18 protein-coding genes are annotated in these 25,055 nt (G+C 68.3%); 9 read left to right on the forward strand and 9 right to left on the reverse strand.

Annotated elements, in window-relative coordinates; translation table 11 throughout:
* Positions 1-19 precede the first annotated feature (19 nt).
* The 5 genes from ACVCL9_RS17380 (at position 20) to glmS (ending at position 5,239) form a co-directional block, all read left to right on the forward strand.
* Complete coding sequence (locus ACVCL9_RS17380; protein WP_395116477.1) at positions 20-604, forward strand: DUF4398 domain-containing protein; 585 nt, start codon at positions 20-22, stop codon at positions 602-604.
* Positions 601-1,260, forward strand: a complete 660-nt coding sequence (locus ACVCL9_RS17385; protein ID WP_395116479.1) for a hypothetical protein — start codon at positions 601-603, stop codon at positions 1,258-1,260. The genes ACVCL9_RS17380 and ACVCL9_RS17385 overlap by 4 nt, the downstream gene beginning before the upstream one ends.
* 332 nt (positions 1,261-1,592) lie before the next feature.
* A complete protein-coding gene (locus ACVCL9_RS17390) occupies positions 1,593-1,820 on the forward strand; it encodes a YdcH family protein (RefSeq protein ID WP_136257589.1) in 228 nt (75 codons plus the stop codon).
* Between the two features lie 151 nt (positions 1,821-1,971).
* The gene (locus ACVCL9_RS17395; protein WP_447097185.1) at positions 1,972-3,342 is read left to right on the forward strand and encodes a pyridoxal-phosphate dependent enzyme; all 1,371 of its coding nucleotides are present in this window, start codon (positions 1,972-1,974) and stop codon (positions 3,340-3,342) included.
* A gap of 67 nt (positions 3,343-3,409) precedes the next feature.
* Positions 3,410-5,239 carry a glutamine--fructose-6-phosphate transaminase (isomerizing) gene (gene glmS, locus ACVCL9_RS17400; protein WP_447097184.1) on the forward strand — a complete coding sequence of 610 codons (1,830 nt, stop codon included), beginning with the start codon at positions 3,410-3,412 and terminating at the stop codon, positions 5,237-5,239.
* Here glmS and ACVCL9_RS17405 read toward each other — a convergent pair.
* The 4 genes from ACVCL9_RS17405 to ACVCL9_RS17420 all read right to left on the reverse strand — a co-directional run bounded on the left by ACVCL9_RS17405 (position 5,226) and on the right by ACVCL9_RS17420 (position 13,691).
* Positions 5,226-6,806, reverse strand: coding sequence for a glycoside hydrolase family 30 protein (locus ACVCL9_RS17405; RefSeq protein ID WP_447097183.1), 1,581 nt, complete (start codon positions 6,804-6,806; stop codon positions 5,226-5,228). The two genes, glmS and ACVCL9_RS17405, sit on opposite strands and share 14 nt — an antisense overlap.
* A 54-nt stretch (positions 6,807-6,860) precedes the next feature.
* Positions 6,861-8,888 (reverse strand): glycoside hydrolase family 3 protein, encoded by a 2,028-nt coding sequence (locus tag ACVCL9_RS17410; RefSeq protein ID WP_447097182.1) that lies wholly within the window; start codon positions 8,886-8,888, stop codon positions 6,861-6,863.
* 184 nt (positions 8,889-9,072) lie between these two features.
* The gene (locus ACVCL9_RS17415) at positions 9,073-11,622 is read right to left on the reverse strand and encodes a TonB-dependent receptor (protein WP_447097181.1); all 2,550 of its coding nucleotides are present in this window, start codon (positions 11,620-11,622) and stop codon (positions 9,073-9,075) included.
* Between the two features lie 50 nt (positions 11,623-11,672).
* A complete protein-coding gene (locus tag ACVCL9_RS17420; RefSeq protein WP_447097180.1) occupies positions 11,673-13,691 on the reverse strand; it encodes a tetratricopeptide repeat-containing sulfotransferase family protein in 2,019 nt (672 codons plus the stop codon).
* A gap of 289 nt (positions 13,692-13,980) precedes the next feature.
* Here ACVCL9_RS17420 and ACVCL9_RS17425 point away from each other — a divergent pair, with 289 nt between their 5' ends.
* The 3 genes from ACVCL9_RS17425 to ACVCL9_RS17435 are packed head-to-tail and all read left to right on the forward strand — an operon-like array spanning position 13,981 to position 18,470.
* Positions 13,981-15,051, forward strand: coding sequence for an aromatic ring-hydroxylating oxygenase subunit alpha (locus ACVCL9_RS17425; RefSeq protein WP_447097179.1), 1,071 nt, complete (start codon positions 13,981-13,983; stop codon positions 15,049-15,051).
* A 43-nt stretch (positions 15,052-15,094) separates the two neighbouring features.
* Complete coding sequence (locus tag ACVCL9_RS17430; protein WP_395116495.1) at positions 15,095-16,405, forward strand: amino acid permease; 1,311 nt, start codon at positions 15,095-15,097, stop codon at positions 16,403-16,405.
* 4 nt (positions 16,406-16,409) lie between these two features.
* On the forward strand, positions 16,410-18,470 hold the full coding sequence (locus ACVCL9_RS17435) for an oxidoreductase (protein WP_447097177.1): 2,061 nt from the start codon (positions 16,410-16,412) through the stop codon (positions 18,468-18,470).
* A gap of 84 nt (positions 18,471-18,554) precedes the next feature.
* Here the strand turns inward: ACVCL9_RS17435 and ACVCL9_RS17440 are convergent, their stop codons facing one another.
* The 5 genes from ACVCL9_RS17440 to rfbB form a co-directional block, all read right to left on the reverse strand.
* A complete protein-coding gene (locus tag ACVCL9_RS17440) occupies positions 18,555-19,967 on the reverse strand; it encodes a mannose-1-phosphate guanylyltransferase/mannose-6-phosphate isomerase (protein ID WP_447097176.1) in 1,413 nt (470 codons plus the stop codon).
* 248 nt (positions 19,968-20,215) lie between these two features.
* Entirely contained in the window at positions 20,216-21,166 is a 951-nt protein-coding gene (rfbD, locus tag ACVCL9_RS17445; RefSeq protein WP_447097175.1) for a dTDP-4-dehydrorhamnose reductase, read from the reverse strand.
* Positions 21,163-21,720, reverse strand: coding sequence for a dTDP-4-dehydrorhamnose 3,5-epimerase (rfbC, locus tag ACVCL9_RS17450; protein ID WP_447097174.1), 558 nt, complete (start codon positions 21,718-21,720; stop codon positions 21,163-21,165). Before rfbC ends, rfbD begins: the two co-directional genes overlap by 4 nt.
* On the reverse strand, positions 21,717-22,607 hold the full coding sequence (rfbA, locus tag ACVCL9_RS17455; protein ID WP_447097173.1) for a glucose-1-phosphate thymidylyltransferase RfbA: 891 nt from the start codon (positions 22,605-22,607) through the stop codon (positions 21,717-21,719). Before rfbA ends, rfbC begins: the two co-directional genes overlap by 4 nt.
* Positions 22,604-23,653 carry a dTDP-glucose 4,6-dehydratase gene (rfbB, locus tag ACVCL9_RS17460; RefSeq protein WP_447097172.1) on the reverse strand — a complete coding sequence of 350 codons (1,050 nt, stop codon included), beginning with the start codon at positions 23,651-23,653 and terminating at the stop codon, positions 22,604-22,606. The genes rfbA and rfbB overlap by 4 nt, the downstream gene beginning before the upstream one ends.
* 190 nt (positions 23,654-23,843) lie before the next feature.
* Between rfbB and ACVCL9_RS17465 the strand changes: the two genes are divergently transcribed.
* Positions 23,844-25,010: a trans-sulfuration enzyme family protein gene (locus ACVCL9_RS17465; protein WP_447097171.1), complete on the forward strand. Its 1,167-nt coding sequence runs from the start codon at positions 23,844-23,846 to the stop codon at positions 25,008-25,010.
* Positions 25,011-25,055 lie beyond the last annotated feature (45 nt).

Genomic DNA, 25,055 nt, shown 5'->3' on the forward strand with positions numbered 1-25,055 from the left:
CAATACGCTGCAACACACCATGAGGACTGTGATGTACTTCTTTTCCCCATCGGCCGCGCTCGCGCGCCGCATGCGCGCGGCGGCCACCATGCTGGCGCTGACCCTGGCCGTGGCCGGTTGCGCCACGGCGCCGCCGCCGAATGACGCGATGAACCTGGCCCAATACCAGCTGCAGGCCGCCCGTGACGCCGGCGCGGCGGATTACGCGCCGGTCGACCTCGGTTTCGCGCAGGACAAGTTCCAGCAGGCGCAGGAGGCGATGGCGGCGCGCAAGTTTGCCGATGCCGCGAACCTCGCCGAGGAATCCGGCGCCGATGCCGAGCTGGCGCGGGTCAAGGCGCGGCTGGGCGCGGCCCGTGCCGAGATGCAGGGCAAGCTGCAGGAAAACACCCGCCTGCGCAGCGAGGGCGAGCAACTGGCCGCCCGGCAGCAGCAGATGGAACAGGCGATCCCGGCACCCGCCGCCGACTCTTCCGCGCCGTTGCCGGTGGGCGACATGCCGGCGCCTTCGGCCTCGGTGCTCTCCGCGCCGGTCGACGGCACGCCGATCCCCGGCAATGACGATCCCGCGGCCGCCAGCAGCATTCCCGGAGGCCAGCCATGAAGCGCCTTGCCCAACTGCTCGCTGGCGCAGGCCTGGCGCTGGCCCTGGTCGGTGCCGCGCAGGCACGCCAGGACGACATCGACATCAACCGCCTGCGCGGCAGCCTGGACCAGCTTGCCAACGATCCCGGCCTCGGCCATTACGCCCTGTCCGAACAGGCGCGAGCCCGCGAGGCGATCCGCGCGCTGGAGGAGGCCGGACGTGGCGACCGGCCGCATGCCTTGTACCTCGCCGAGCGCCGCGTCGACCTGGCCAAGACCGCCGCGCAGTTGCAGGACGCCCAGGTCAAGCTGAACCAGCTCGATCGCGAACACGACCAGATCCTGCTCGCCAACAGCCGCCGCGAGGCGGACATGGCCCGGCTGGAGCTGGCCCGGCAGCGCCTGCAGAACCAGTTGGCGCAGGAGGAGGCCGCGCGCCTGCAGCAGCAGGGCATCGAATATTCGCAGCAGGCCGAGCAGGCGCGGGCCGAAGCCGAGCGGGCCAAGAAGCTGGCCGCGGCACAGAGCAAGGTGGCGCGGGCGGCCCGCCGCGAGGCGGCGCTGGCGGCGCAGGCGGCCAAGGCGATGCGCGCGCAGATGGACGATGGAAATACCCCGCCACCGGCTCCCGCCGAGCAGAAAAAGCCCACCCGCAAGCACTCCGCGGGGCACTGAAACGGCGCCGGGCGGCGCTTTGCCGCGGCGCCTCCACGGGCTGCGGCCAGCCGCCGCCCAATGCCTGCAAAACACTGTTTTGACAGGTATTTAATGCACCGGCCGAAGTGTGATCCGACGCCTTGCACCGGCCAGATCGGCGGAGTAGGGTCAAAGCCCCGGGAGGCATCCAGGCCACCGGGGTCAACGACCTGAATCATGCGCCCATCCCACGTTCAGATCCCCACCTGCGTTCCGGTTGACCGGCGTGGGTCGCGGGTGTGCGCCGATTCAGCTGTCGGCGGTCCGCCAACGTGGCGGCAACCGTCCGTTCACTCGCAGGAGGTCGGATCATGTTCGAAAACCAGCAGCGCGATGATGTCGAGGCATTGATGAAGGCGGACGCGGAGTTCCGCCGGCTTTATCAGCACCATCGGGAGCTCGACAGCAAGGTGCACGACGCCGATATCGGCGTGCTTCCCATCGACGACGCCACCCTCGCCGGCATGAAGAAGGAGAAACTGCTGGCCAAGGCGCGGCTTGAACGCATGTGGGCCGACAGGGCGCACCTCATCCACTGACGCAACGGTTCGCTGGCGCGGCCCCGGGTCTTCCCTGAAACAGTCATCGGGAAGATTGCCGGGGCCGCAGCGTATCCGGCGGCTCGGTTATCATGGGGGTTCTGCGGCCACGGCTTTGCGCCGACGCCGCCACGCCAGCGACGGAGCCCCCATGACGGTTCACCAGAGTGTCCTCGAACTGATCGGACACACCCCGATGGTTCGCGCGAGGCGCCTCGATACGGGTGCGTGCGAATTGTTCCTGAAACTCGAGAGCGCCAACCCCGGCGGCTCGATCAAGGACCGCATCGGCCTGTCGATGATCGAGGGCGCCGAGAAGGACGGCCGCATCCGCCCGGGCGACATCCTGGTCGAGGGCACCGCCGGCAACACCGGCCTGGGCCTGGCCCTGGTCGCGCAGCAGAAAGGCTACCGGCTGATCCTGGTGGTGCCGGACAAGATGAGCCGCGAGAAGATCTTCAACCTCAAGGCGATGGGCGCCGAAGTGGTGCTGACCCGCTCCGACGTGGCCAAGGGACACCCCGAGTACTACCAGGACATGGCCGAGCGGATCGCCCGCGAAACGCCCGGCGCGTACTTCATCAACCAGTTCGGCAACCCCGACAACCCGGCCGCGCACATCGCCAGCACCGGGCCGGAAATCCTCGAACAGATGGACGGCAAGGTGGATGCGGTGGTGGTCGGCTGCGGCTCGTCCGGCACGCTGAGCGGGCTGTCGAAGTTCTTCGCCGAACACTCGCCGCAGACCGAGCTGATCCTGGCCGATCCGGTCGGCTCGATCCTGGCGCAGTACATCAACGAGGGCACGCTCTCGACCAAGTCGGCGAGCTGGATGGTCGAAGGCATCGGCGAGGATTTCCTGCCCTCGATCAGCGACTTCACCCGGGTGAAGAAGGCCTACGCGATCTCCGACAAGGAGAGCTTCCTGACCGCGCGCGAGCTGCTGGCGAAGGAAGGCATCCTGGGCGGCTCGTCGACCGGCACCCTGCTTGCCGCGGCGCTGCGCTACTGCCGCGAACAGACCACCCCGAAACGCGTGGTGACCCTGGTCTGCGACACCGGCAACAAGTATCTGTCCAAGCTCTACAACGACTACTGGATGCTCGACAACGGCTTCATCGAGCGCGAGCAGCACGGCGACCTGCGCGACCTTCTGCTGCGCCCGTTCGCCCAGCGCGACACCGTGGTGGTCGGCCCCAACGAGCTGCTGATCACCGCCTACAACCGCATGAAGCTGTACGACGTGTCGCAGTTGCCGGTGATGGACGGCCGCAAGCTGGTCGGCATCGTCGACGAGTCCGACGTGCTGATGCACGTGCACGCCGACGAGACGCGCTTCCGCGACCCGGTGTCCACCGCGATGATCGCCGACCTGCACCGGCTCGACGTGCGCTCGCCGATCGAATCGCTGCTGCCGGTGTTCGAGCGCGGCCACGTGGCCATCGTGGTCGACGGCGACGATTTCCTCGGCCTGATCACCCGCATCGACCTGCTGAACTGGCTGCGCCGCAAGGTGAATTGACCGGCCGCGCCAGGCACTTTCAAAACAGCCCGGGGCGACCCGGGCCAGAACCGAAGGAAGCTTCGCCATGTGTGGAATCGTTGCCGCCGTAGCCCAACGCGATGTCGCCCCGCTGCTTATCGCCGGCCTGAAAGCGCTCGAATACCGGGGCTACGACTCCTCCGGCGTGGCCGTGCTCGACCACGGCGCGATCCGCCGCGTGCGCGCCAAGGGCAAGGTGCGCGAGATGGAGGCGCTGTACCTGGCCGACCCGCTGTCCGGCGGCACCGGCATCGCGCATACCCGCTGGGCCACGCATGGCGTGCCGAACGAGGCGAACGCGCACCCGCACATCGCCGGCCGGGTGGCGATCGTGCACAACGGCATCATCGAGAACTACGCCGGCCTGCGCGCCGAGCTGCAGGCCGCCGGCCACGTGTTCACTTCGGAAACCGACACCGAGGTGATGGCCGCGCTGATCGACCGACGCATCGGCCAGGGCCAGAACCTGCGCGAGGCGGTGCTGGCCACCGTGCGCGAGCTGGAAGGCGCCTACGCGATCGCGGTGCTCAGCAGCGACGAGCCCGATCGCGTGGTCGGCGCGCGCCGCGGCGCCCCGCTGCTGGTCGGCCTCGGCATCGGCGAGAACTTCCTCGGCTCCGACGCGCAGGCGCTGATCCAGGTCACCAACAAGATGCTGCACCTGGACGAGGACGACGTGGTGGAAATCACCCGCGACAGCGTGCAGGTGTTCGCGCTGGACGGCACGCCGGTCGAGCGCAAGGTGTACGAGAGCGAGCTTTCCACCGACGCGGTCGAGCGCGGCGAGTACCGCCACTACATGCAGAAGGAGATCTTCGAGCAGCCGCGCGCGGTGGCCGACACGCTTGAAGCGCGCATCGGCCCGCACGGCGTGCTGCCGAACATCTTCGGCATCGACAGCGAGGCGCTGCTCGCCGCCACCCGCGGCGTGCACATCATCGCCTGCGGCACCAGCTACCACGCCGGCCTCGTCGCCAAGTACTGGATCGAGGAATTCGCGCGCCTGCCGGTCGCGGTGGAGGTGGCCAGCGAGTACCGCTACCGCGAGACCGTGGTGCCGCCCGGCACGCTGTTCCTGGCAATCTCGCAGTCGGGCGAAACCGCCGACACGCTGGCCGCGATGCGCGAGTCGCGCCGACGCGGCTACCTCGGCACCCTGGTCATCTGCAACTCGCCGGAGTCGTCGCTGGTGCGCGAGGCCGACCTCAAGCTGATGACCCGCGCCGGCCCCGAGATCGGCGTGGCCTCGACCAAGGCGTTCACCACGCAGCTGGCCGGCCTGGCGCTATTGGCGCTGGAGCTGGCGCGCCGCAACGGCCTCGACGCGTCGCGCTATGCGGCGCTGTGCGAGGAGCTGCAGCGCCTGCCGCGCGCGATCGAGAACGCACTGAAGCTGGAGCCGGCGATCATCGACCTGGCCGGCGATTTCATCCATCGCCAGCATGCGCTGTTCCTCGGCCGCGGCGCGCACTACCCGGTGGCGCTGGAAGGTTCGCTCAAGCTCAAGGAAATCTCCTACATCCACGCCGAGGCCTACCCCGCCGGCGAGCTCAAGCACGGCCCGCTGGCGCTGGTCGACGAGAACATGCCGGTGGTGGCGGTGGCGCCGAACGGACCGCTGCTGGACAAGCTGAAATCCAACCTGCAGGAAGTACGCGCCCGCGGCGGTCGCCTGATCGTGTTCGCCGACGGCTCCGCCGGCATGGACGACACCGCCGGCAACGGCGTGACCCTGCGCGTGGAATCCGGCGGCAACTTCATCGCCCCCGCCGTGTTCACCGTGCCGCTGCAACTGCTCGCCTACCACGTCGCCGTGCTGCGCGGCACGGACGTGGATCAACCGCGCAACCTGGCCAAGTCGGTCACCGTGGAGTAGGGCCCGATCCGCCGGCGCTGCCCGGCGTGGCGGGTGGCGTGATCGTGGCAGCCGTGGCCGGCTTGGCCGCGACGGCTCCCGGTTGCCACACGAAGGTCGCCACGCTTTCCGCCGGCATGGTGTAGCGGAAGTCGAGCCCGCCCTGCTGCACGGAGACTTCGTGCGGCACGGTCTTGCCGTTGACCAGTATCAGCACGATCGATCCGCCGTCTGGGTTGCGGAAGGCGACGTTCTTGATGTCGTTGCCGGTGTCGGTGGACCAGATGCGCACGGCGCCGGGGTGGATGAAGCGGCTGTAATGGGCGAACGCGTAGTACTCGTCGTTGCGGCTCACCGCGCCGCTGCGCGAGTCGATCGTGACGATGCCCTTGCAGGTGTCGCAGCCGCCGAAGTGCGGGCCGTAGTTTTCGTCCAGCGCAAGGTTCCAGTACACCACGCCGCGCGCCCAGTTGCGCAGGCCGCCGAGCAGCAGGTCGCGCGCGAACCAGAGCAGTTCGCCGTGCTTGCTGGATTCCCAGTCGCCGCCGGAACACTCGGTGATGTAGGCGTCCTTGCGCGGAAAGGAGTGGTGCACGTCGCTCTGCGCGCCGGGCGTGCCGCGGTAGCAGTGCCAGGCGATGCCGTCCAGGTAGCGCGCGGCCTCGGCGTCGTAGAGCACGTCCAGCGGTTGCTGCGGTTCGTCCCAGTTGTGGTCCCAGCCGAAGATGTGCGTGGGCGGCTTGCGCCCGGCCAGTGCGGGGCCCAGGTACTGCGCGATGATGCGCGCGCGCTGCCCGGCGGAGAGCAGCATGCCGGGGTAGGTCAGCGGCACGAAGCCGGGCTCGTTCTGCAGGGTCAGCGCGAAGATCGGGATGCCGTAGCTGCGGTAGGTGTCGACGTACTTCACCAGGTACTGCGCATAGGCCGCCTCGTACTCTTCGAGCAGGCTGCCGCCGATCAGGTTGGCGCTGGTCTTCATCCACGCCGGCGCGCTCCACGGCGAGGCGATGATGCGCAGCTGCGGGTCGATCGCCAGCGTCTCCTGCACGGTGGGGATGAGGTAGGGCACGTTGGCCGCGACGTTGAAATGCTGCAGCTCGGGGTCGACCTCGCCGGCGGGCATGTCGTCCAGCGTGTACGGTTGCAGCGAGAAATCCGAGGCGCCGATGGTCAGCCGGACCATGTTGAAATCGAGCCCGGGCGGCGGGCCGAACAGTTCGAGCAGCAGCGCGTGGCGCGCCGGTGCGCTCAGCTTGTTCTGCAGCAGCCAGGCCGAGGCGTCGGTCAGTGCCGCGCCGAAGCCGACGATGGACTGGTAGGTCTTGCTGGTGTCGATGACCACGTCGGCAGGCGTCGATGTCGCGTCGCTGGCCGGCACGTCGGCCTGCCGCGCCAGCCGCAGGCGGCGATCCTGCGTGCTCAGCCACAGCTCGATGCCGGGGCCGCTCGGTTGCGCGACCGGCGCGGCGGGGAGGACGATCGGCGCTGCCGGGCGCTGCGCCACCCGCAGCGCGAGCAGCGCCAGCAGCGAGATCAGCGCGAACGACGCGATGGCGAACCAGCGCGGGACACCGCGAGCGTCATCCATGCAGCATGCCGGCCGGAGGCGTGGTCTGGGGCGGCATGGGGGAGACGCCGGTCGTCACGGCGTGCCCGGCTTGGCACAGGCGTGGATCGCCGACCAGGTGGGCAGCGTTTCCACCTCGTGCGCCGCCGCGTAGCGCAGCCCGTAGCCGGGAGCGAACAGCCAGGCCCGGTCGTGGTCGGCGCTCTGGTACGGGCAGGGCAGGCCGGGCCAGGGCATCGGCAGCGTGCCGTGGAAATCGTGCGGCCCTGCGCCACCGGCGTGGGCGAACAGCACGTCCGCCACGCCGCCGCCTTCGGTGCCCGGCAGCCACGCTGCGACGAAGGCATCGGACAGGTTGAGCAGGTCGTTGACGAACAGCGGTCGCCCGGACACGAACACCGTCACCACCGGCTTGTGCGCCTTGGCCACGGCCTGCAGCACGGCGAGATCCTCCGGGTAGCGATCGCTGTGGCGCAGCGTGGCCGGCAACGTGATGTCGCCTTTCATCTCCGCGTACGGGGTTTCCCCGATCACCGCCACGATGGCGTCGAAAGGTGCAAGGTCGATGCCGGCGGCGGTCGGGCTGTAGCTGACGTTCGCGGCGCCGTCGGCGGCGCGGATGCCGGCCAGGATCGTCTCGCCGTGCGGGAAGTCGGCGTTGCCGTTGTCGTTGCCCTGCCAGCTCAGCGACCAGCCGCCGGCCTGATTCGGCAGGCTGTCGGCGCTCTTGCCGACCACCAGGATCTTCGCGCCGGCCCGCAGCGGCAGCGCGCGGTGGTTGTTCTTCAGCAGCACCAGCGACTCGCGTACCGCGCGGCGCGCCAGCTCGCGATGCTGCAGGGCGGTGGCGTCGCCGGCGCCTTGTCGCTGCGAGGGCCGCTTGCCGAACAGGCCCATGCGCAGCTTGGCGCGCACGATCCGGCTGACCGCGTCGTCGATGCGGCTGATCGGGATCTGGCCGTCCTCGACCTGCCGGGTGGTGTTGGAGATGAAGGCCTGCCAGTCGTCGGGCACCATCACCATGTCGATGCCGGCGTTGATCGCCTGCGCGCAGCTGGCGTTGTTGCAGCCGGGCAGCTGGCCGATCGCGTTCCAGTCGGATACCACGAAGCCGTCGAAGCCCATCTTCTCCTTGAGCACGCCGGTGAGCAGCGCGCGGGCGCCGGACATCTTGCCGTAGTCGATCCCGTCGGCCACGTCGTCCCAGCTGTTGTAGGACGCCATCACGCTGAGCACGCCGGCGCGCAGCGCGCCGAAGTAGCCGGCGCCGTGCACGTTGATCATGTCCTGCCGGCTGACCCGGGCCTGGCCCTCGTCGACGCCGTTCCAGGTGGCGCCGTCGCCGATGAAGTGCTTGGCGGTGGCCATCACGTGGTGATCGTCGAAGTCGCCCTGCAGCCCGGTGACATAGGCGCGCGCGTACTCGCGCACCAGCGGCGCCTCGCTGGAAAAGCTCTCGTAGGTGCGGCCCCAGCGCACGTTCTGCGCCACCGCCAGGGTCGGCGCGAAGGCCCAGTCGATGCCGGTGGCGCGCACCGCCCTGGCGGTGGCCCGGCCGATCGCCTCGACCAGCGCCGGGTCGTGCGCCGCGCCCAGGCCGATGTTGTGCGGGAACAGGGTGGCGCCGAACACGTTGTTGTCGCCATGCACCGCGTCGGTGCCCCAGACCACCGGGATCTGCACCTTCGCATCGGTGGCCATCGAGGCGTCGCGGTAACGGTCGGCCAGGGCGAGCCAGTCGCCGATGCCGGCGTGCTTGTTCTTCCCCGGCCAGGAACCGCCGCCGTTGAGCACCGAGCCGATGTAGTACTGCTTCACCTGCGCCGGCGTGATCGACTTGATCTCGGCCTGGGTCATCTGGCCGATCTTCTGCGCCAGCGTCATGCCGGCCACGATCGCGCGCACGCGCTGCTCCAGCGCCGGGTCGGCACCCGACGGGCCGCGTATCGACGGCCAGTCCCGGTAATGGGTCGGGCCGGGCGGGGCGTCGGCGACCGGCGCCTGATGCGCTGGCGAGGGGCCGGTATCGGCGGCGGGGGCGCTGCCGGCGCAGGCCAGCAGCAGGGGCAGGGAGAAAAACCACGGGCAGCGGATACGAACCATGGGAAAGCCTCATCGCGTGGACCATCGCCCGGCAAGATCCTCGCGCGCGCGGCGCGGGCAGGTGAACGATGCCGTCCACGCCACTTTAGCGCGCTCGCGGAGCGCCTGATTCGATTCTGCGTCACATCACGCGCGACGGCATGGCCGCTGCCCGCATGAGCAGGCAGCGGCGTGTCGCGGACGGCTAGAAGTCCTGCTTGAAGCGGATGCCGATGGTGCGCGGCAGGCTGTAGCCGGTGTAGACTTGGCCGTTCGGGTACTGCGCCACCACGCCGTGCGCGCCGCAGACGTCGACGCCGCACTCGGTGTACTTGTATTGCGCGGCGCGCTTGTCGAAGGCGTTGTTGATGTAGACGTCGGCCGACCAGCTGCCTTTCTGCACGCCGGCGGACAGGTCCAGCGTGTTGTACGCGGGCAGGTCGCCGAGCAGCGCGCGTTCGCTCAGGCGAAGGTCGGTCGTGCGCTTGCCGACGTGGACCAGCGCCGCCTGCACGAACGCATCGCTGTCACCGAGGGTGAAGCTGTAGTGCGCGATCAGGTTGCCCTTGAACTTCGGCGTGATCGGCAGCTGGGTGCCCTTGGGCGCCAGTGGCCCGGACACCACGCTGCCGTCCTGCGGGTTGAGCGAGCCGGGCGGGCAGTCGGTGATCGGGCGTCCGCTGGCGTCGGTGAAGCCGCAGTAGTTGGCGGTGAGTCGCGCGCGGTACAGCGCCCAGCCGGCGGTCAGCTGCAGGTTGTAGGTGGCCTGCCAGTTCAGTTGCGACTCGAGGCCTTCGATGCGCGCGGAGTTGGCGTTCTTGATTTCGGTGAGGCCGTTCGCGCCCAGGATCGGGAACTGGAAATCGTTCCAGGTTTCGCGGAACACCGCACCGTTGAAGGACACCCGGTTGTCCAGCCACGAGGTCTTCCAGCCCAGCTCCTGGTTGATCAGGAAATCGGCATGGTACGGCAGCAGGGTGCCGCGCCGGTTGACGCCGCCGGGGCGGAAGCCTTCCGAGCGGGTGGCGTAGATCATCTTGGTGTCGCTGATGTTCCAGGTCAGGTTGAACTTGGTGAGGTTGCCGCTCTCCTTCACCCGCTTGTCGAAGTCCAGGCACGGCGCGCCCATGAACGGCTCGGGCGACACGCAGGCGGCCTCGCCCTGGCTGGAGGAGAAGCCCGCGCCGTAGCCGAAGTAGCCGTACAGCTGGTTGCTGGTGCGGTAGTAGCGTTCGCCGACGGTGCCGGTGAGCACGTCGGGGATGAAATCCCACGACAGTTCGCCGAACAGCGCCTCGTCGCGGTCGTAACGCATCTGCCGGGTCAGCCAGATGGTGTCGTTCCAGCCGGTGACGGAGATCGCGTCGGCCAGGCCGTCGACCTGGTAGTTCTGCAGGATGTCGTGCTTCTGCTTCTGCCAGAAGGCGCCGGCGACCAGGCGCAGGCGATCGTCCGCCGGCGAGACCAGGCGCAGCTCGTGGCTGCTGTTGGTGTAGCCGTCGCGGTCGCTGATGTGCTGCGAAGGATTGACCAGCGCGCCGTTGTTGTCATAGAAGGACGCGCCGGAGCCGTACAGCGCGTCGTACCAGAAGCCGTAGTCGCTGTAGTCGGTCTGTTCCTCCTGGTTGCGCTTGAGGTGCGCGTAGGCATAGGTCAGGTCGAAGTTGCCGATCTTGCCCTGCACGGTCAGCGCACCCTGCCACCAGCGGTCGTTGACGCGCTCGGGGTAGAAGTGCGTGACCGCCAGGTCGCCCACCGCCGGGTCGCTGGCGAAGTTGCCGTGCGAGATGGTCTGCTGCCCCATCAGCATCGGCGTGATCGACCAGTTGTCGTCGAGGTCGACCTTCAGCGCGGCGCGCGCGCCGGTGATGTTGGCGTCGTTGTAATTGTCCTTGGCATGGCCGACGCACTGGAACGCCGACGAGGGCGAGGTTCCGCTCGCCGTGCAGTCGGGCGCGTTGCTGATGGTGATGCCCGAGGTGGGGAAGGTGCGCGAGCCGGCCTTGTTGTCGATGTAGCCGGCGTCGTGCTCGCGCCAGCCGACCAGGCGGATCGCAGCCTTCGAGTTGATCGGCAGGTTGAGCATGCCCTCGGCCGTGTAGCCGATGCCGCCGTGCGCGAGCGTGTCCACGCCCAGGCTGTAGCCGGCCGCGTAACCGCTGGGGTCGGGCTTGTTGGTGATGATGCGCAAGGCGCCGGCCTCGGCGCTGGCGCCGTACAGCGTGCCCTGCGGGCCGGCCAGCACCTCGATGCGGGCGATGTCGTACATGTGGATGTCGAGCGGACCCTGGATCGTCGTCACCGGCTGGTCGTCGAGGTACACGCCCACGCTCGGCTGCGAGCCGGAGTGGTTGGTATTGCCGCCGCTGGTCACGCCGCGCATGTAGATCGAGACGAAGCCGGGGCCGGTGGCGATGCCGCCGCCGCCCTGCTGGAACGTCACGCTGGGCAAGTACTTCACGTAGTCGTCGAAGCTCTTCACGTGCAGCGCTTCGAGCTGGTCGGTGGCCAGCACGTCCATGCTGATCGGCACCTTCTGCAGGTTCTCTGTGCGCTTCTGCGCGGTCACCGTGACCACGCCGAGCGTGGTGGTTTTCTGTTTTGCCGATGACGTGGTGTCGGGCGGCGTGGACTGCCCGGTGTCCTGCGCCACGGCGGGTGCCGCCATGGCGAGGCAGATGGCGGCTGCCAGCGGCAACCGGATCAACGTTGCCCGCCGGGCGTTCATGACCTGTCTGGACCTGCTTGTGTGCATGCGATCTCCCCTTGTCCGGTGAACGGCAAACCAACCAAACCCCCAACCTTTCAGATGAACCCTGGCACCTCGGGATAGCTGTGCAGCACCGGCCCGAGAGCGCGTTCCAGCGGCCCCAGCCACGGCGCAAACCGGCGCCAGTGGTCCACGCCTTCGCGATAGATCGGTCGGCGCACCTGCTCCGAACTGGCGGTGTGCACCGGCCGCGGGTTCTCGAAGAAGCGCAGGCACGCGTCCTCGAACGGCAGGCCGCAATAATCGAGCAGGCGGCGAACCTCGCCCTCGGTGTCCGCCACCATGCGCTCGTAGAACACGCGGTGGATGCGCCCGGGCAGCACCGTGTCGAAGTGCGCCATCAGGCGGACATAGTCGCGGTAGTAGCGCCCGACATCCTCGAGGTCGTAGCTGAAACTCTGCCCGCGCGCGAAGTGCTGCTTGAACGCCGAGAAGCAGCACGCCAGCGGATGCCGGCGCGCGTCGATGATCTTTGCATTCGGCAGCATGAGGTGGATCAGGCCGACGTGCATGAAGTTGTTCGGCATCTTGTCGATGAACAGCGGTGCCGCGGTCTTGCGCTGGATGCGGGTGTGCGCGAGGTAGTGCTCGCCGAGCGCGCGCAGCGCGTCGGCGTCGAGCGCGGCCAGCGCATCGTGGTAGGGCGTCGCGCTGTCGACCTCGCTCTGCCGGCGCAGGCTGCGGGAGATCGAGGCGACTTCGGGCAGCTCCATCGTGCCTTCGACCTGGCTGTGGCTGGACAGGATCTGCTCGATCAGGGTGGAGCCGGCGCGCGGCAGCCCGACCACGAAGATCGGATCGCGCGCCGGGCAACCCATGCCCGCGCGCGTGGCAAAGAACTCGCCGGTGTAGTGCGCGCAGGCGCGGGTCACCCGTGCGCTGGTCTCGTCCGCGCTGTAGTGCAGTTGCGCGCGGCGGATCGCGTTGCCGCGGGCGTAGTGGGCGAACGACTCCGCGCAGGCGTCGGCGTCCTCGCGCGCCTTGCCCATGGCGAACTCCAGGTGCAGGCGGTCCTCGTCCGACAGGTCGCTGCGCGCCAGCTGGTCGCTCATGGTGGCGAGGTCGGCCGCGCTGAAGCGGAAGGTCTTGAGGTTGGCCAGGCTCCACCAGACTTCGCCGAAGGAGGGCAGGCGTTCCACGCTGTGCCGGTAGGCGGCGATCGCGCGGTCGCCGAAGCCGGCGGTCTTCAGCGCGTGGCCGTAGCTCATCCACAGGCGCGGGTTGTCGGGGTAGCGCTGCACCAGGTCGGCGTAGATCGCGATGGCCGGCTCGTAATCGCCGATGCGGCACAACACCACCGCCTTGAGGTTGCGGTAGGCCGGGTGCTGCGGGTCGTTCGCCAGCAGGTGTTCGATCTGCGCCAGTGCCTGCTCGGGCTGGTTGCTGCGATGCAGGACCATGGCGTAGTGCTGACGTGCGGCGTCGAAACCGGGGGCCAGTTCGAGGCAGCGTGCGAGCAGGTTCAGCGCATCCTCGTTGCGGCCCACGCGGGCGGCGACTTCGGCGAACATGCGGATCGCCGCGACGTCGGTGGGCGCCTGTTTGAGATGCTCGCGCAGCAGCGCCTCGGCCTGCGGGATGCGGCCTTCGGCGAGCGCCACGGCGGCGCCCATCAGGCGCGGGTCGTGGGTGGAATGCAGCACGTGCCGGGCGTAGGCGGCGTCGGCCGCGTCCTGCTCGCCGGCTGCCATCAGGTGGTCGCCGAGTTCGCGCCAGGCTTGCGGCAGGTCGGGTTTCAGGGCGACCGCGCGGCGCAGCGCGGCGATCGCCTCCTCGCCGCGGCCGAGCCGGCCCAGCACCACGCCCAGGTCGAGCTGCAGCGCCGCCCATGTCGGTTGCGACGGCGCCAGCGGAAGCAGGATGTCGAGCGCGGCCTGGGCATCGCCCTGGCGCAAGTGCGCGGCTGCCAGCAGTTGCAGCGCCAACGGATGCGCGCCGGCCACTTGCAGGATCTCCTCCAACTGCTCCACTGCCAGCGCGGGGTCGCGTTGCAGCAGCCGCTCCGCGTGCGCCAGCGCCTGTTCCAGCGTGCCGCTGGCCGACGCCGCGATCATGCGTCGCCTCGTCGCGGCGACGAAAACGGCCCACGCGGTGCGATGGGGCGAAGTGGCGACAGCAGTACGGCGCCTGGCATGGACGGCAGCGGCTTCTCGCAGGTTTCACCGCAATCTACAACCGAATCCGGCCGGTAGATAGGGGTGCCGGATCGTACCGGCCGGCCGGGCGTCAGTGCGGTTGCCGCCGGTTCGGCACAAGCGCTAGGCTCAGCGGGGCGCCCCTGCCGGGACGGGCGGGCGGCGCCGGCCGGGTTGTTTGCGGCCATCCAACCGGGGACAGCAATCCATGCACACCGACACCGTCGCTGAACCGCTCGACCGCGCGCACGCCTTGCCCGCGCGCTACTACGCGGGGGAGGCGATGCTGGCGATGGAGCTGCGCGCGGTGTTCGCGCGCAGCTGGCAACTGGTCGCGCAGCAGGGGCAGCTGGCCGGGCCCGGTGACCACGCGGTCGAACAGGTCGCCGGCGTGCCGTTGCTGCTGGTGCGCGGCGAGGACGGCGTGCTGCGTGCCTTCCCCAATGTCTGCCGCCACCGCGCCGGTCCGCTGGCGCTGTGCGACGGCAAGGGCGCGCGGGCGCTGCACTGCAAGTACCACGGCTGGACCTACACCCTCGACGGCCAGCTGCGCAGCGCGCCGGAAATGCAGGGCGCCGCCGATTTCCGCGTGGAGGACATCCGCCTGCCGCCGTACCGCGTGCACGAGTGGCAGGGGCTGGTGTTCGTCGCGCTGGACGAGGAGGTGCCGCCGTTCGAGCAGGTCTACGGCGGCATCGCCGAGCGCATCGCGCCGATCGACCTGGCGGCGATGCGCTACCTGCGCCGCGACACCTACGACATCGACTGCAACTGGAAGGTCTATGTCGACAACTTCCTCGAGGGTTACCACCTGCCGCACGTGCATCCGGGCCTGTCGAAGGTGCTGGACTATCGCGCCTACGACACCGAGCTGTTCGCGTGGCACTCGCTGCAGTCCTCGCCATTGCGCAACAGCACCGACATCTACGGCGACGGCGAGGCGTTCTATTACTTCGTCTACCCCAACGTGATGCTCAACATCATGCCCGGCCGGCTGCAGACCAACCGCATCCTGCCGCTGGGTCCGGATCGCTGCCGCATCGTGTTCGACTACTACTACGCGCAGGACGCCGCGGCGCAGGCGCGCATGGAGGCCGACCGCAGCTTCAGCGACGAGGTGCAGAACGAGGACATCGGCATCTGCGAAGCGGTGCAGCGCGGGCTGGCTTCCGGCGCCTACCGTCCGGGCCGGCTCAACCCGAAGCGCGAGAGCGGCGTGTGGCATTTCCAGAACCTGTTGCGCGCGGCATACGCGGGACCGGCCGGCGAGTCGGCATGAGCGCGCCGGCCGTGGCGGTGGCGGGATGGAGCAGCTAGCCGCCATGCACGATCGCCAGCGGATCGGCTTCTGGACCTGCACCGCGCTGGTGGTCGGCAACGTGATCGGCATGGGCATCTTCCTGCTGCCGTCCTCGCTGGCGCCGTACGGGTTCAACGCGCTGATCGGCTGGGGCATCACCCTGCTCGGTTGTCTCACCCTGGCGCGGGTGTTCGCGCACCTTTCCGCGGCGCTGCCGGGCGCGGACGGTCCCTACGGCTACGTGCGCGAGACGCTCGGGGACCTGCCAGCCTACATGGCGATGTGGGCCTACTGGGTTTCGCTGTGGCTGACCAATGCCGCGCTGGCCACCGGCGTGGTCGGCTACCTCACCGTGGTGGTGCCCGGCCTCGCGGAGGTGCCGTCGATGGCGTTCGCACTGGCGCTGGTGTGGCTGTTCGTGCTGGTCAACCTGCTCGGCGTGCGCACCGGCGGCGTGGTGCAGATCGTCACCACGGCGCTGAAATTGCTGCCGATGCTGGCGATCGCCGCGCTCGGCGGCTGGGTGCTGCTCAGCTCGCCGGGCAGCTACGTGGCGCATCCGCCGACCACGCCGGTAAGCTTCGGCGGCGTGATGGCGGCCTCCACCATCGCGCTGTTCGCGATGCTCGGCATCGAATCGGCCAGCATTCCGGCCGAGCGCGTCGACGACCCCGGTCGCACGATTCCGCGCGCGACGATGGCCGGCGCGGTGGTGGTCGCGGCAATCTACCTGGTGGTCTGCGCGGTGCCGCTGCTGCTGATCCGGCAGGACGTGCTGGCCAGCGCCGGCGCGCCGTTCGCGTTGTTGATGGAACAGTTCGGCGCGGCCGGCTCCGGCCGCTGGCTGGCACTGTTCGTGGTGGTCAGCGGGCTCGGTGCGCTGAACGGATGGACCCTGCTGGCCGGCCAGCTGACCCGCACCATGGCTGCCAACGGCGTGCTGCCGTCGCTGCTCATGCGCGGCAACCGGCACGGTGCGCCGACGACCGCGCTGGTGGTCACCGGCGTGCTTGCCTCCGTGATGGTGTGGATGAGCTACAGCAGTTCGCTGGTGGCCGCGTTCACCTTCATCACGCTGCTGGTGACCGCAGCGAACCTGCCGCTGTACCTGGCCTGCGCGCTGGCGCTCGCGGTGTTGTGGCGGCGTGGTGCCGCGCCGTGCCGCGGGCGTGGCGTGCTGCTGGTCGCCGTGATCGCCACGCTGTACGTGGTCTATGCCTTCATCGGCATCGGCGGGGCGCCGTTCGTCTACGCCCTCGGCCTGATCGCGGCCGGGTTGCCCCTGTATTTCTTCATGCGACGTCGTGGCGCGACCGCGGCGACCAAGGCCTGAACCCATGCGCGACCCGCGTTACGACCTCCTGTTCACCCCGCTCAAGATCGGTCCGGTGACCGCGAAGAACCGCTTCTTCCAGGTGCCGCATTGCAACGGCATGGGCCACGCGATGCCGCTGGCGCATGCGGCGATGCGCGAGGTGAAGGCCGAGGGCGGCTGGGCGGTGGTCTCCACCGAGGAGTGCGAGATCCACCCCAGCGGCGATCTCACCCCGTACGTCGAGGCGCGGCTGTGGGACGACCGCGACATCCCCGCGCTGGCGCTGATGTGCGACAAGGTGCATGCGCACGGCGCGCTGGCCGCGCTGGAACTCACCCACAACGGACCCACCGCCTCCAACCTCTATTCGCGCGAGGTGCTGATCGCGCCGTCGCACCAGCCGACCAAGTACGGCTACCCGCACCAGGCGCGGGCGATGACGCAACACGACATCCGCGAGTACCGTCGCTGGCATCGCGAGGCGGCGATCCGCGGCAAGCGCGCGGGCATGGACATCATCTACGTCTACGCCGCGCACGACCTGTCGCTGGCGATGCACTTCCTGCAGCGCCGGCGCAACCAGCGCAGCGACGCATACGGTGGCTCGCTGGAGAACCGCGTACGGCTGCTGCGCGAAGTGCTGGTGGATACGAAGGAAGCGGTCGGCGACACCTGCGCCGTGGCGCTGCGCTTCGCCACCGAGGAACTGCTGGGGCCGGGCGGCGTCGAACTGGCCGAGGCGAAGGAGATCGTCGCCATGCTGGCCGAGCTGCCCGACCTGTGGGACGTGAACCTTGCCGCCTGGTACAACGACTCGGTGCCCTCGCGCTTTGCCGCGGAGGGCGCGCAGGAGCCGTTCATCGACTTCGTGAAGCAAACCACCAGCAAGCCGGTGGTGGGCGTGGGCCGCTTCACTTCCCCCGACACCATGGTGTCGCAACTCAAGCGCGGCGTGCTGGACCTGATCGGCTGCGCGCGCCCGTCGATCGCCGACCCGTTCCTGCCGCGCAAGATCGAGGAAGGTCGCGTCGACGATATCCGCGAATGCATCGGCTGCAACATCTGCGTCTCCGGCGACATGACCATCTCGCCGATCCGCTGCACGCAGAATCCGACCATGGGCGAGGAGTGGCGCAAGGACTGGCACCCGGAACGCATCGCGCCGAAACGCTCGGCGGCGCGCGTGCTGGTGGTCGGCGCCGGCCCTGCCGGGCTGGAAGCGGCGCGTGCGCTGGGCCAGCGCGGCTACGAGGTGAGCCTGGCCGAGGCGCGCAAGGAACTCGGCGGCCGCGTCACCCGCGAATCGCGCATGCCGGGCCTGGCCGAATGGGCGCGCGTGCGCGACTGGCGCGTCGGCCAGATCCGCAAGCTGGCGAATGTGGCCGTCTATCTCGATTCCGCACTCACGGCGCAAGACGTGCTCGACTTCGGCGCCGACCACGTGGTGCTGGCCACCGGCTGCCACTGGCGCCGCGACGGCTACGGCCGCAGCCACGGCGCGGTCATCGACGGCTTCCCCGACAACCCGCGCGTGTTCACGCCCGACGACCTGATGGACGGCCGTCTGCCCGAGGGCCGCGTGGTGGTGTTCGACGACGACGGTTTCTATTACGCGGGCATCGCCGCCGAAACCTTGCGCCTGCGCGGTTGCGAGGTGACGTATCTGACGCCGGAAGACAGCGTCGCGCCGTGGAGCCAGCACACGCTGGACTACCGGCATATCCGCAAACGGATGGCCAAACTCGGCATCGAGGCGATCGTGTCGCACGACATCGTCGGCTACGCCGGCTGCACGCTCAGCGTCGAAAACGTGTGGGACCACCGGCACTGCGACCTGGCCTGCGACGCCATCGTCACCGTGACCGCCCGCATGCCGGACGATGCGCTGTACCAGCAACTGCTGGAACGCGAAGCGGAATGGCCCGCCACCGGGCTGCACTCGCTGCGCTGCATCGGCGACGCCGAGGCCCCCGGCCTGATCGCCCATGCGGTCTACGCCGGCCACCGCTACGCGCGCGAACTGGAAGAACCTGTTGCCGCCGGCGTCCCGTTCAAGCGGCACTTCCACGTCGCAGAGACATAGGGGCGCACTTTGTGCGCGTTGCCTTTGCGCACGTGACGAGGAGCATCGCGCACAAGGTGCGCTCCTGCAGGGTCCTGGGTGCCCTCACGCCCGGCCGTAGACATCGTCGTAGCGCACGATGTCGTCTTCGCCGAGATAACTGCCGGATTGCACCTCGATCAGTTCCAGCGTCACCTTGCCCGGATTGCGCAGACGGTGCTTGCTGCCCAGCGGAATGTAGGTGCTCTGGTTTTCGCCGAGCAGGAACACCTTGTCGTCGCAGGTGACCTCGGCAGTGCCGGAGACCACGATCCAGTGTTCGGCGCGATGGTGGTGCTTTTGCAGGCTCAGCGAGGCGCCGGGCTTGACCTGGATGCGCTTGACCTGGAAGCGCTCGCCAGCCTCCAGCGAGTCGTAATTGCCCCACGGGCGATGCACCACGCGATGCAGCGAATGCTCGCTGCGGCCGGCGGCCTTGAGCTGTTCGACGATCTTCTTCACGTCCTGCGCCGCGTCACGGTGCGCCACCAGGGTGGCGTCCGGCGTGGTCACCACGATCAGGTCGTCGACACCGACGGTGGCAAGCAAGTGGCGATCGTGCGAGCGGAGCAGCGAGTTGCGCGTGTCCACGGTCAGCGTGTCGCCCTCGCGCAGGTTGCCCGCGGCGTCCTTGTCGCCGGTGAGCCACAGCGCCGACCACGAGCCGATGTCGCTCCATCCGCAGCTGACCGGTACCACGGCGGCGCGCGCGGTCTTTTCCATCACCGCGTAGTCGATCGAATTGTCCGGCACCTGTGCGAACGCGTCGCGATCGATGCGCACGAAGTCGAGATCGACCGTGGCCTTGGCATGTGCTGCGCGCACGGCCTCCAGCATCGCCGGCGCGTGTGTGGCCAACTCCTCCAGATAGCGTGACGCCCTGAACAGGAACATGCCCGAGTTCCAGTCGTAGCCGCCGTCGGCGAGGTAGGACTCCGCCTTTGCGAGACTGGGCTTTTCGACGAACTGCCCGACGCGGAAACCATGCCCGTCGATCGCCTCGGCACGGCGGATGTAGCCGAAGCCGGTCTCCGGGCGATCCGGGCGGATGCCGAACGTGGCCAGCCAGCCGTCCTTCGCCAATGGCATTGCCTGCGCCACCGCCGCGGTGAATGCGGTAGTGTCGCCGATCAGATGATCGGCCGGCAGCACCAGCAGCAATGCGTCGGGATCGTGCTGCAGTGCCTGCAGCGCGCCCAGCGCGATCGCCGGCGCGGTGTTCCGTGCCAGCGGTTCCAGCACGATCGTGGCGCCTTCGATGCCTGCTTCCAGCAACTGGTCGGCGGCGAGAAAGCGGTGATCCTCGCTGGCCACCACGATCGGCGCGGCCACCTCCGGCAGCGCGCGGGTGCGCGCGACGGTCTGCTGGAACAACGTGCCCTTGCCGGCCAGTTCGAGGAACTGCTTGGGCAGGTTCCTGCGCGACACCGGCCACAACCGGGTGCCGCTGCCGCCGCTGAGGATGAGGGGGATCAACATGAGTTCGACGTTCCTGGCCGGATGTTACGTGTAGGAGCGCACCCTGTGCGCGATGTATCTTCATCACGTCACGAAAAGCGTCGCGCACAGGATGCGCCCCTACGCAGGGAGAGCTGTGCGGATTGCTCATTATGCCGCAACGTTCCCGCCGCGTAGGGCGGACACTGCCCGCCGGCAGGCCTTCGCGGGCCTGCGCGAAAGCGGCGGACAATGTCCGCCCTACGCGACAACGCGCGACAGCAATCGGATTACGGCGACCGGGGACCGTCGAACTTGCTGCCGAGCTGATCCATCACCCGGAGCATGCCGTCGCGCCAGTCTGGCAGCGGCGAGGCAAACCGCCGCTGAAAATCGGTGTTGTCCAGCAACGACCACGCCGGACGCACCGCCGGCGTCGGGTAGTCGGTGGTGGCGATCGCCACTACGCGCGGCGGATTTGGAAGCAGCCCGCGTACTCGCGCTGCGTCGAAGATTGCACTGGCGAAACCGTGCCATGTCGTCGCGCCGCTGGCGACCAGATGATGCGTGCCGATGAGCGATTCACGTGCCGCGTGATCCGACGTCATCCAGCGATCCAGCGCGGCGAGCGTGCCGTCGACGATCAGCCCGGTATCGGTCGGTGCGCCGTGCTGGTCGGCAACCACGCGCAGCTCGTCGCGCTCGGCTCCGAGGCGCAGCATGGTGCGCAGGAAATTGTGCCCGTGCGCCGCGTAGACCCACGCGGTGCGGAAGATGAAATGGTCGGCACCGCTTTCCTGCAACGCCCGTTCGCCCGCCAGCTTGCTGCGGCCGTAGGCGCCGAGCGGGCCGGCGGGCGCGTCGACGGCGTAGGGTTGCGACTGGTGGCCGTCGAACACGTAGTCGGTGGAGTAGTGGATCACCAGCGCACCATGCGCTGCCGCCCAGCTGCCGAGCACGCCGACCGCCTCGCCGTTGACGCGAGTGGCCAGCGCTTCTTCCTGTTCGGCACGATCCACCGCGGTATAGGCCGCGGCGTTGACGATGACGTCAGGGCGCAGGCGGTCGAGCACGGCGGGGAGCGATGCGGGGTCCGACAGGTCGGCGATCTTGCCGAGGCCGCCGGTCGTCAACACGCCATCACGGCATGCCGCGGCCAGCTCGCCGCGCGCGGCCAAACCGCCTTGATCGAGGAACGTACGGCCCAACTGGCCGTTGGCGCCGAGCAGCAGAATCTTCATGACACGTAGACTGGCAACCGCTCCGGCGGCACATCGGCAAGCAGCGGCGTCTTGCCGTCCTTGTCCGACAGCAAGGGCGCGCTGACCGGCCAGTCGATGGCCAGCGCCGCATCGTTCCAGCGGATGCCGGCGTCGGCCTTCGGGTCGTACAGCGCGGTGCACTGATAGGTGAATGTGGCGAAGTCGGAGACCACGCAGAAGCCGTGCGCGAAACCTTCCGGTATCCAGAAGTGGCGGTGGTTGTCGGCGGTGAGCATCACGCCGACCGATTGTCCGAACGTGGGCGAGCCGCGGCGGATGTCCACCGCCACGTCGTAGACCTCGCCCTCGAGCACACTGACCAGCTTGCCCTGCGGATTCGGCCACTGGTAGTGCAGGCCGCGCAGCACGCCGCGGGCCGAGCGCGAGACGTTGGATTGCACGAAGCGGTGGTCGACGCCGGCCGCGCGGTACTTCGCTTCGTTGTAGCTTTCGTAGAAGAAGCCGCGGGCATCGCCGAATACCTGTGGTTCGAGTACCAGCGCACCGGGTAGTGCCGTTTCAATGACCTTCATCGCGCCAAGCCCTGTTGTGTCAGCTGTTGCAGGTACTGTCCATAGCCGGTCTTGGCCAGCGGTGCGGCCAGCGCCAGCAACTGCTCGGCGTCTATCCAGCCGTTGAGGTAGGCGATCTCTTCCGGGCAGCACACTTTGAGACCCTGCCGGTTCTCGATCGTCTCGATGTAGTTGCCCGCCTCCATCAGCGACTCGTGCGTACCGGTGTCCAGCCACGCGAAGCCGCGGCCGAGTTGCTCCAGATGCAGCGAACTATCGTCGAGGTAGCAGCGATTGAGGTCGGTGATCTCCAGCTCGCCGCGCGGCGAAGGTTTCAGTGCCGCGGCGTAATCACAGACGCGCTTATCGTAGAAATACAGGCCGGTAACCGCGTAGTGCGACTTCGGCGCAGTCGGCTTCTCCTCCAAACCGACGACCTTGCCGGTGGCGTCGAACTCGGCCACGCCGTACCGCTCCGGGTCCTTCACCCAATAGCCGAATACGGTGGCGCCACGCTCGCGTGCAGCGGCGCGCTTGAGCCGATCGGTGAAGCCGTGGCCGTAGAAGATATTGTCTCCAAGCACCAGGCAGCTCGGCTTGCCGTCGATGAAGTCCCGGCCGATGGTGAACGCCTGCGCCAGGCCGTCGGGCGAGGGCTGTACCGCATACTGGATGTCAATGCCCCACTGCGAGCCATCGCCGAGCAGACGCCGGAACATGTCCTGCTCGTGCGGCGTGTTGATGATCAGCACTTCGCGAATGCCGGCCAGCATCAGGGTGGCTAGCGGGTAGTAGATCATCGGCTTGTCGTACACCGGCAGCAGCTGCTTGCTCACCGCGCGGGTGATCGGGTGCAGCCGGGTGCCGGAACCGCCGGCGAGAATGATGCCTTTCTGCGTTGTGCTCATGCGCCAAGTCGCTCCATGCGGTAGCTGCCGTCGAGTACGCGCTGTACCCATGGCTGATGCGAGAGATACCAGTCGACCGTCTGCGCGATGCCGCTTTCGAAGGTCTGCGAGGGCCTCCAGCCCAGCTCGGTCTGCAGCTTGCTGGAATCGATCGCGTAGCGGCGGTCGTGGCCGGGGCGATCCTTGACGAAGGTAATCAGGGACTCGCGCGCACGACCGTCGGCCAGTGGCCGGCGTGCGTCGAGCAGGGCGCAGATCGTCTTCACCACGGTGATGTTCTCGCGTTCGGCATTGCCGCCCACGTTGTAGGTTTCGCCCACCCGACCGGCTTCCAGCACACGGCGGATCGCACTGCAGTGGTCGCCCACGAACAGCCAATCGCGGATGTTCAAGCCGTCGCCGTAGACCGGCAGCGATTCGCCGGCCAGCGCCTTTGCGATCACCAGCGGGATCAGCTTTTCCGGGAATTGGTACGGCCCGTAATTGTTCGAGCAGTTGGTGGTGAGCACCGGCAGGCCGTAGGTATGGTGGAACGCACGCACCAGGTGGTCGGAGGCGGCCTTCGACGCGGAGTACGGTGAATTCGGTGCGTACGGCGTGGTCTCGGTGAACTTGCCCTCGGCCCCGAGCGAGCCGTAGACCTCGTCGGTCGACACGTGCAGGAAGCGAAAGGCCTCGCGGGCGGCGCCTTCGAGGCTGCGCCAGTAATCGCGCGCGCATTCCAGCAGTCCCAGCGTGCCGACCACGTTGGTCTGCACGAACTCGGCCGGGCCGTCGATGGAGCGGTCCACGTGCGACTCGGCGGCGAAGTTCACGATGGCGGCGGGCTTGTGCTCGTTCAGCAGCCGCGCCACCAAGGTACGGTCGCCGATGTCGCCGTGTGCGAAAACGTGACGCGCATCACCTTGCAGCGAGGCCAGCGTGTCGAGGTTGCCGGCGTAGGTGAGCTTGTCCAGGTTGACCACGTGCAGGTCGTCGGCCACGGCCTGCAGCACGAAATTCGCACCGATGAAACCGGCACCGCCGGTGACCAGAATGGTCTTCATGAGTCACTCATTCCTTGGGTGAGTAAACCTCTATTGTGTCACGCCGGCTGCTTCAGCCGGCAATTCGCGTAGCGACTGGCTGGCCACGCAGCAGTCAACGTTAAGGCAAAGCACGGCTGCACGGGTACAATACGCGATCCCTCACGCGGCGCCGGTCTTCACCGATGTCGCCCTGCCTGCGATGCCTGCCATGCCCAAGAAGACGCCTGCCACCCACCACGGACTCGGAACGCGTGCGATCCACGCCGGCCAGCATCCCGACCCCAGCACCGGCGCCATCATGACGCCGATCTACGCCACCTCGACCTACGTGCAGGAGAGTCCGGGCAAGCACAAGGGCTACGAGTATTCGCGCACGCAGAATCCGACGCGAATGGCCTACGAACGCTGCGTGGCTGACCTGGAAGGCGGCGTGGCCGGCTTCGCGTTCGCCTCAGGCTTGGCGGCGGCGGCGACCGTGCTGGACCTGCTCGACTCGGGCAGCCACGTGATCGCGATGGACGACCTCTACGGCGGCACCTATCGCCTGTTCGAGCGGGTACGCCGGCGTTCGGCCGGATTGGACTTCAGCTTCGTCGACCTGAACGACACGGGGGCGCTGAAAGCGGCCCTGAAGCCGAACACGCGGATGATCTGGGCCGAAACCCCGACCAACCCAATGCTGAAGCTGGTCGACCTGGCCAAGGTCGCCGTGTTCGCGAAGAAGCACGGCCTGATCCTGATGGTGGACAACACCTTCTGCTCGCCGATGGTGCAGCGGCCGCTGGAATACGGCGCCGACCTGGTGCTGCATTCGGCCACCAAGTACATCAACGGCCATTCCGACATGGTCGGCGGCATCGTCGTCGCCAACAGCAAGGAACTGGCTCAACAGATGGGCTTCCTGCAGAACTCGGTGGGCGCGGTGGCCGGCCCGTTCGACGCCTTCCTCGCCATGCGTGGCCTGAAGACCTTGCACCTGCGCATGCGCCAGCACTGCGCCAGCGCACTGGAGTTGGCCACCTGGTTGCAGAAGCACCCGGCCGTCGAGCGGGTGATCTACCCCGGCCTGAAAAGTCACCCGCAACACGCGCTGGCCAAGCGCCAAATGCATGGCTTCGGCGGCATCGTGACCATCGAGGTGAAGGGCGGCCTGAAGAAGGCCCGCCGCATGCTCGAACGCTGCGAACTGTTCGCGCTGGCCGAGTCACTCGGCGGCGTTGAAAGTCTGATCGAGCACCCGGCCATCATGACCCATGCCTCGGTACCGGTTGCCAACCGCAAGCGGCTTGGCATCAGCGACGGCTTGGTGCGGTTGTCGGTGGGGGTGGAGGATCTGGATGACCTGCGAAACGAATTACAGACGGCGCTTGATTGATTCGAATCCCTCTTAGGTTGCTCAAGCAACATCGCAGCCGGGGAA

The sequence above is a fragment of the Rhodanobacter sp. UC4438_H5 genome (assembly GCF_052978405.1).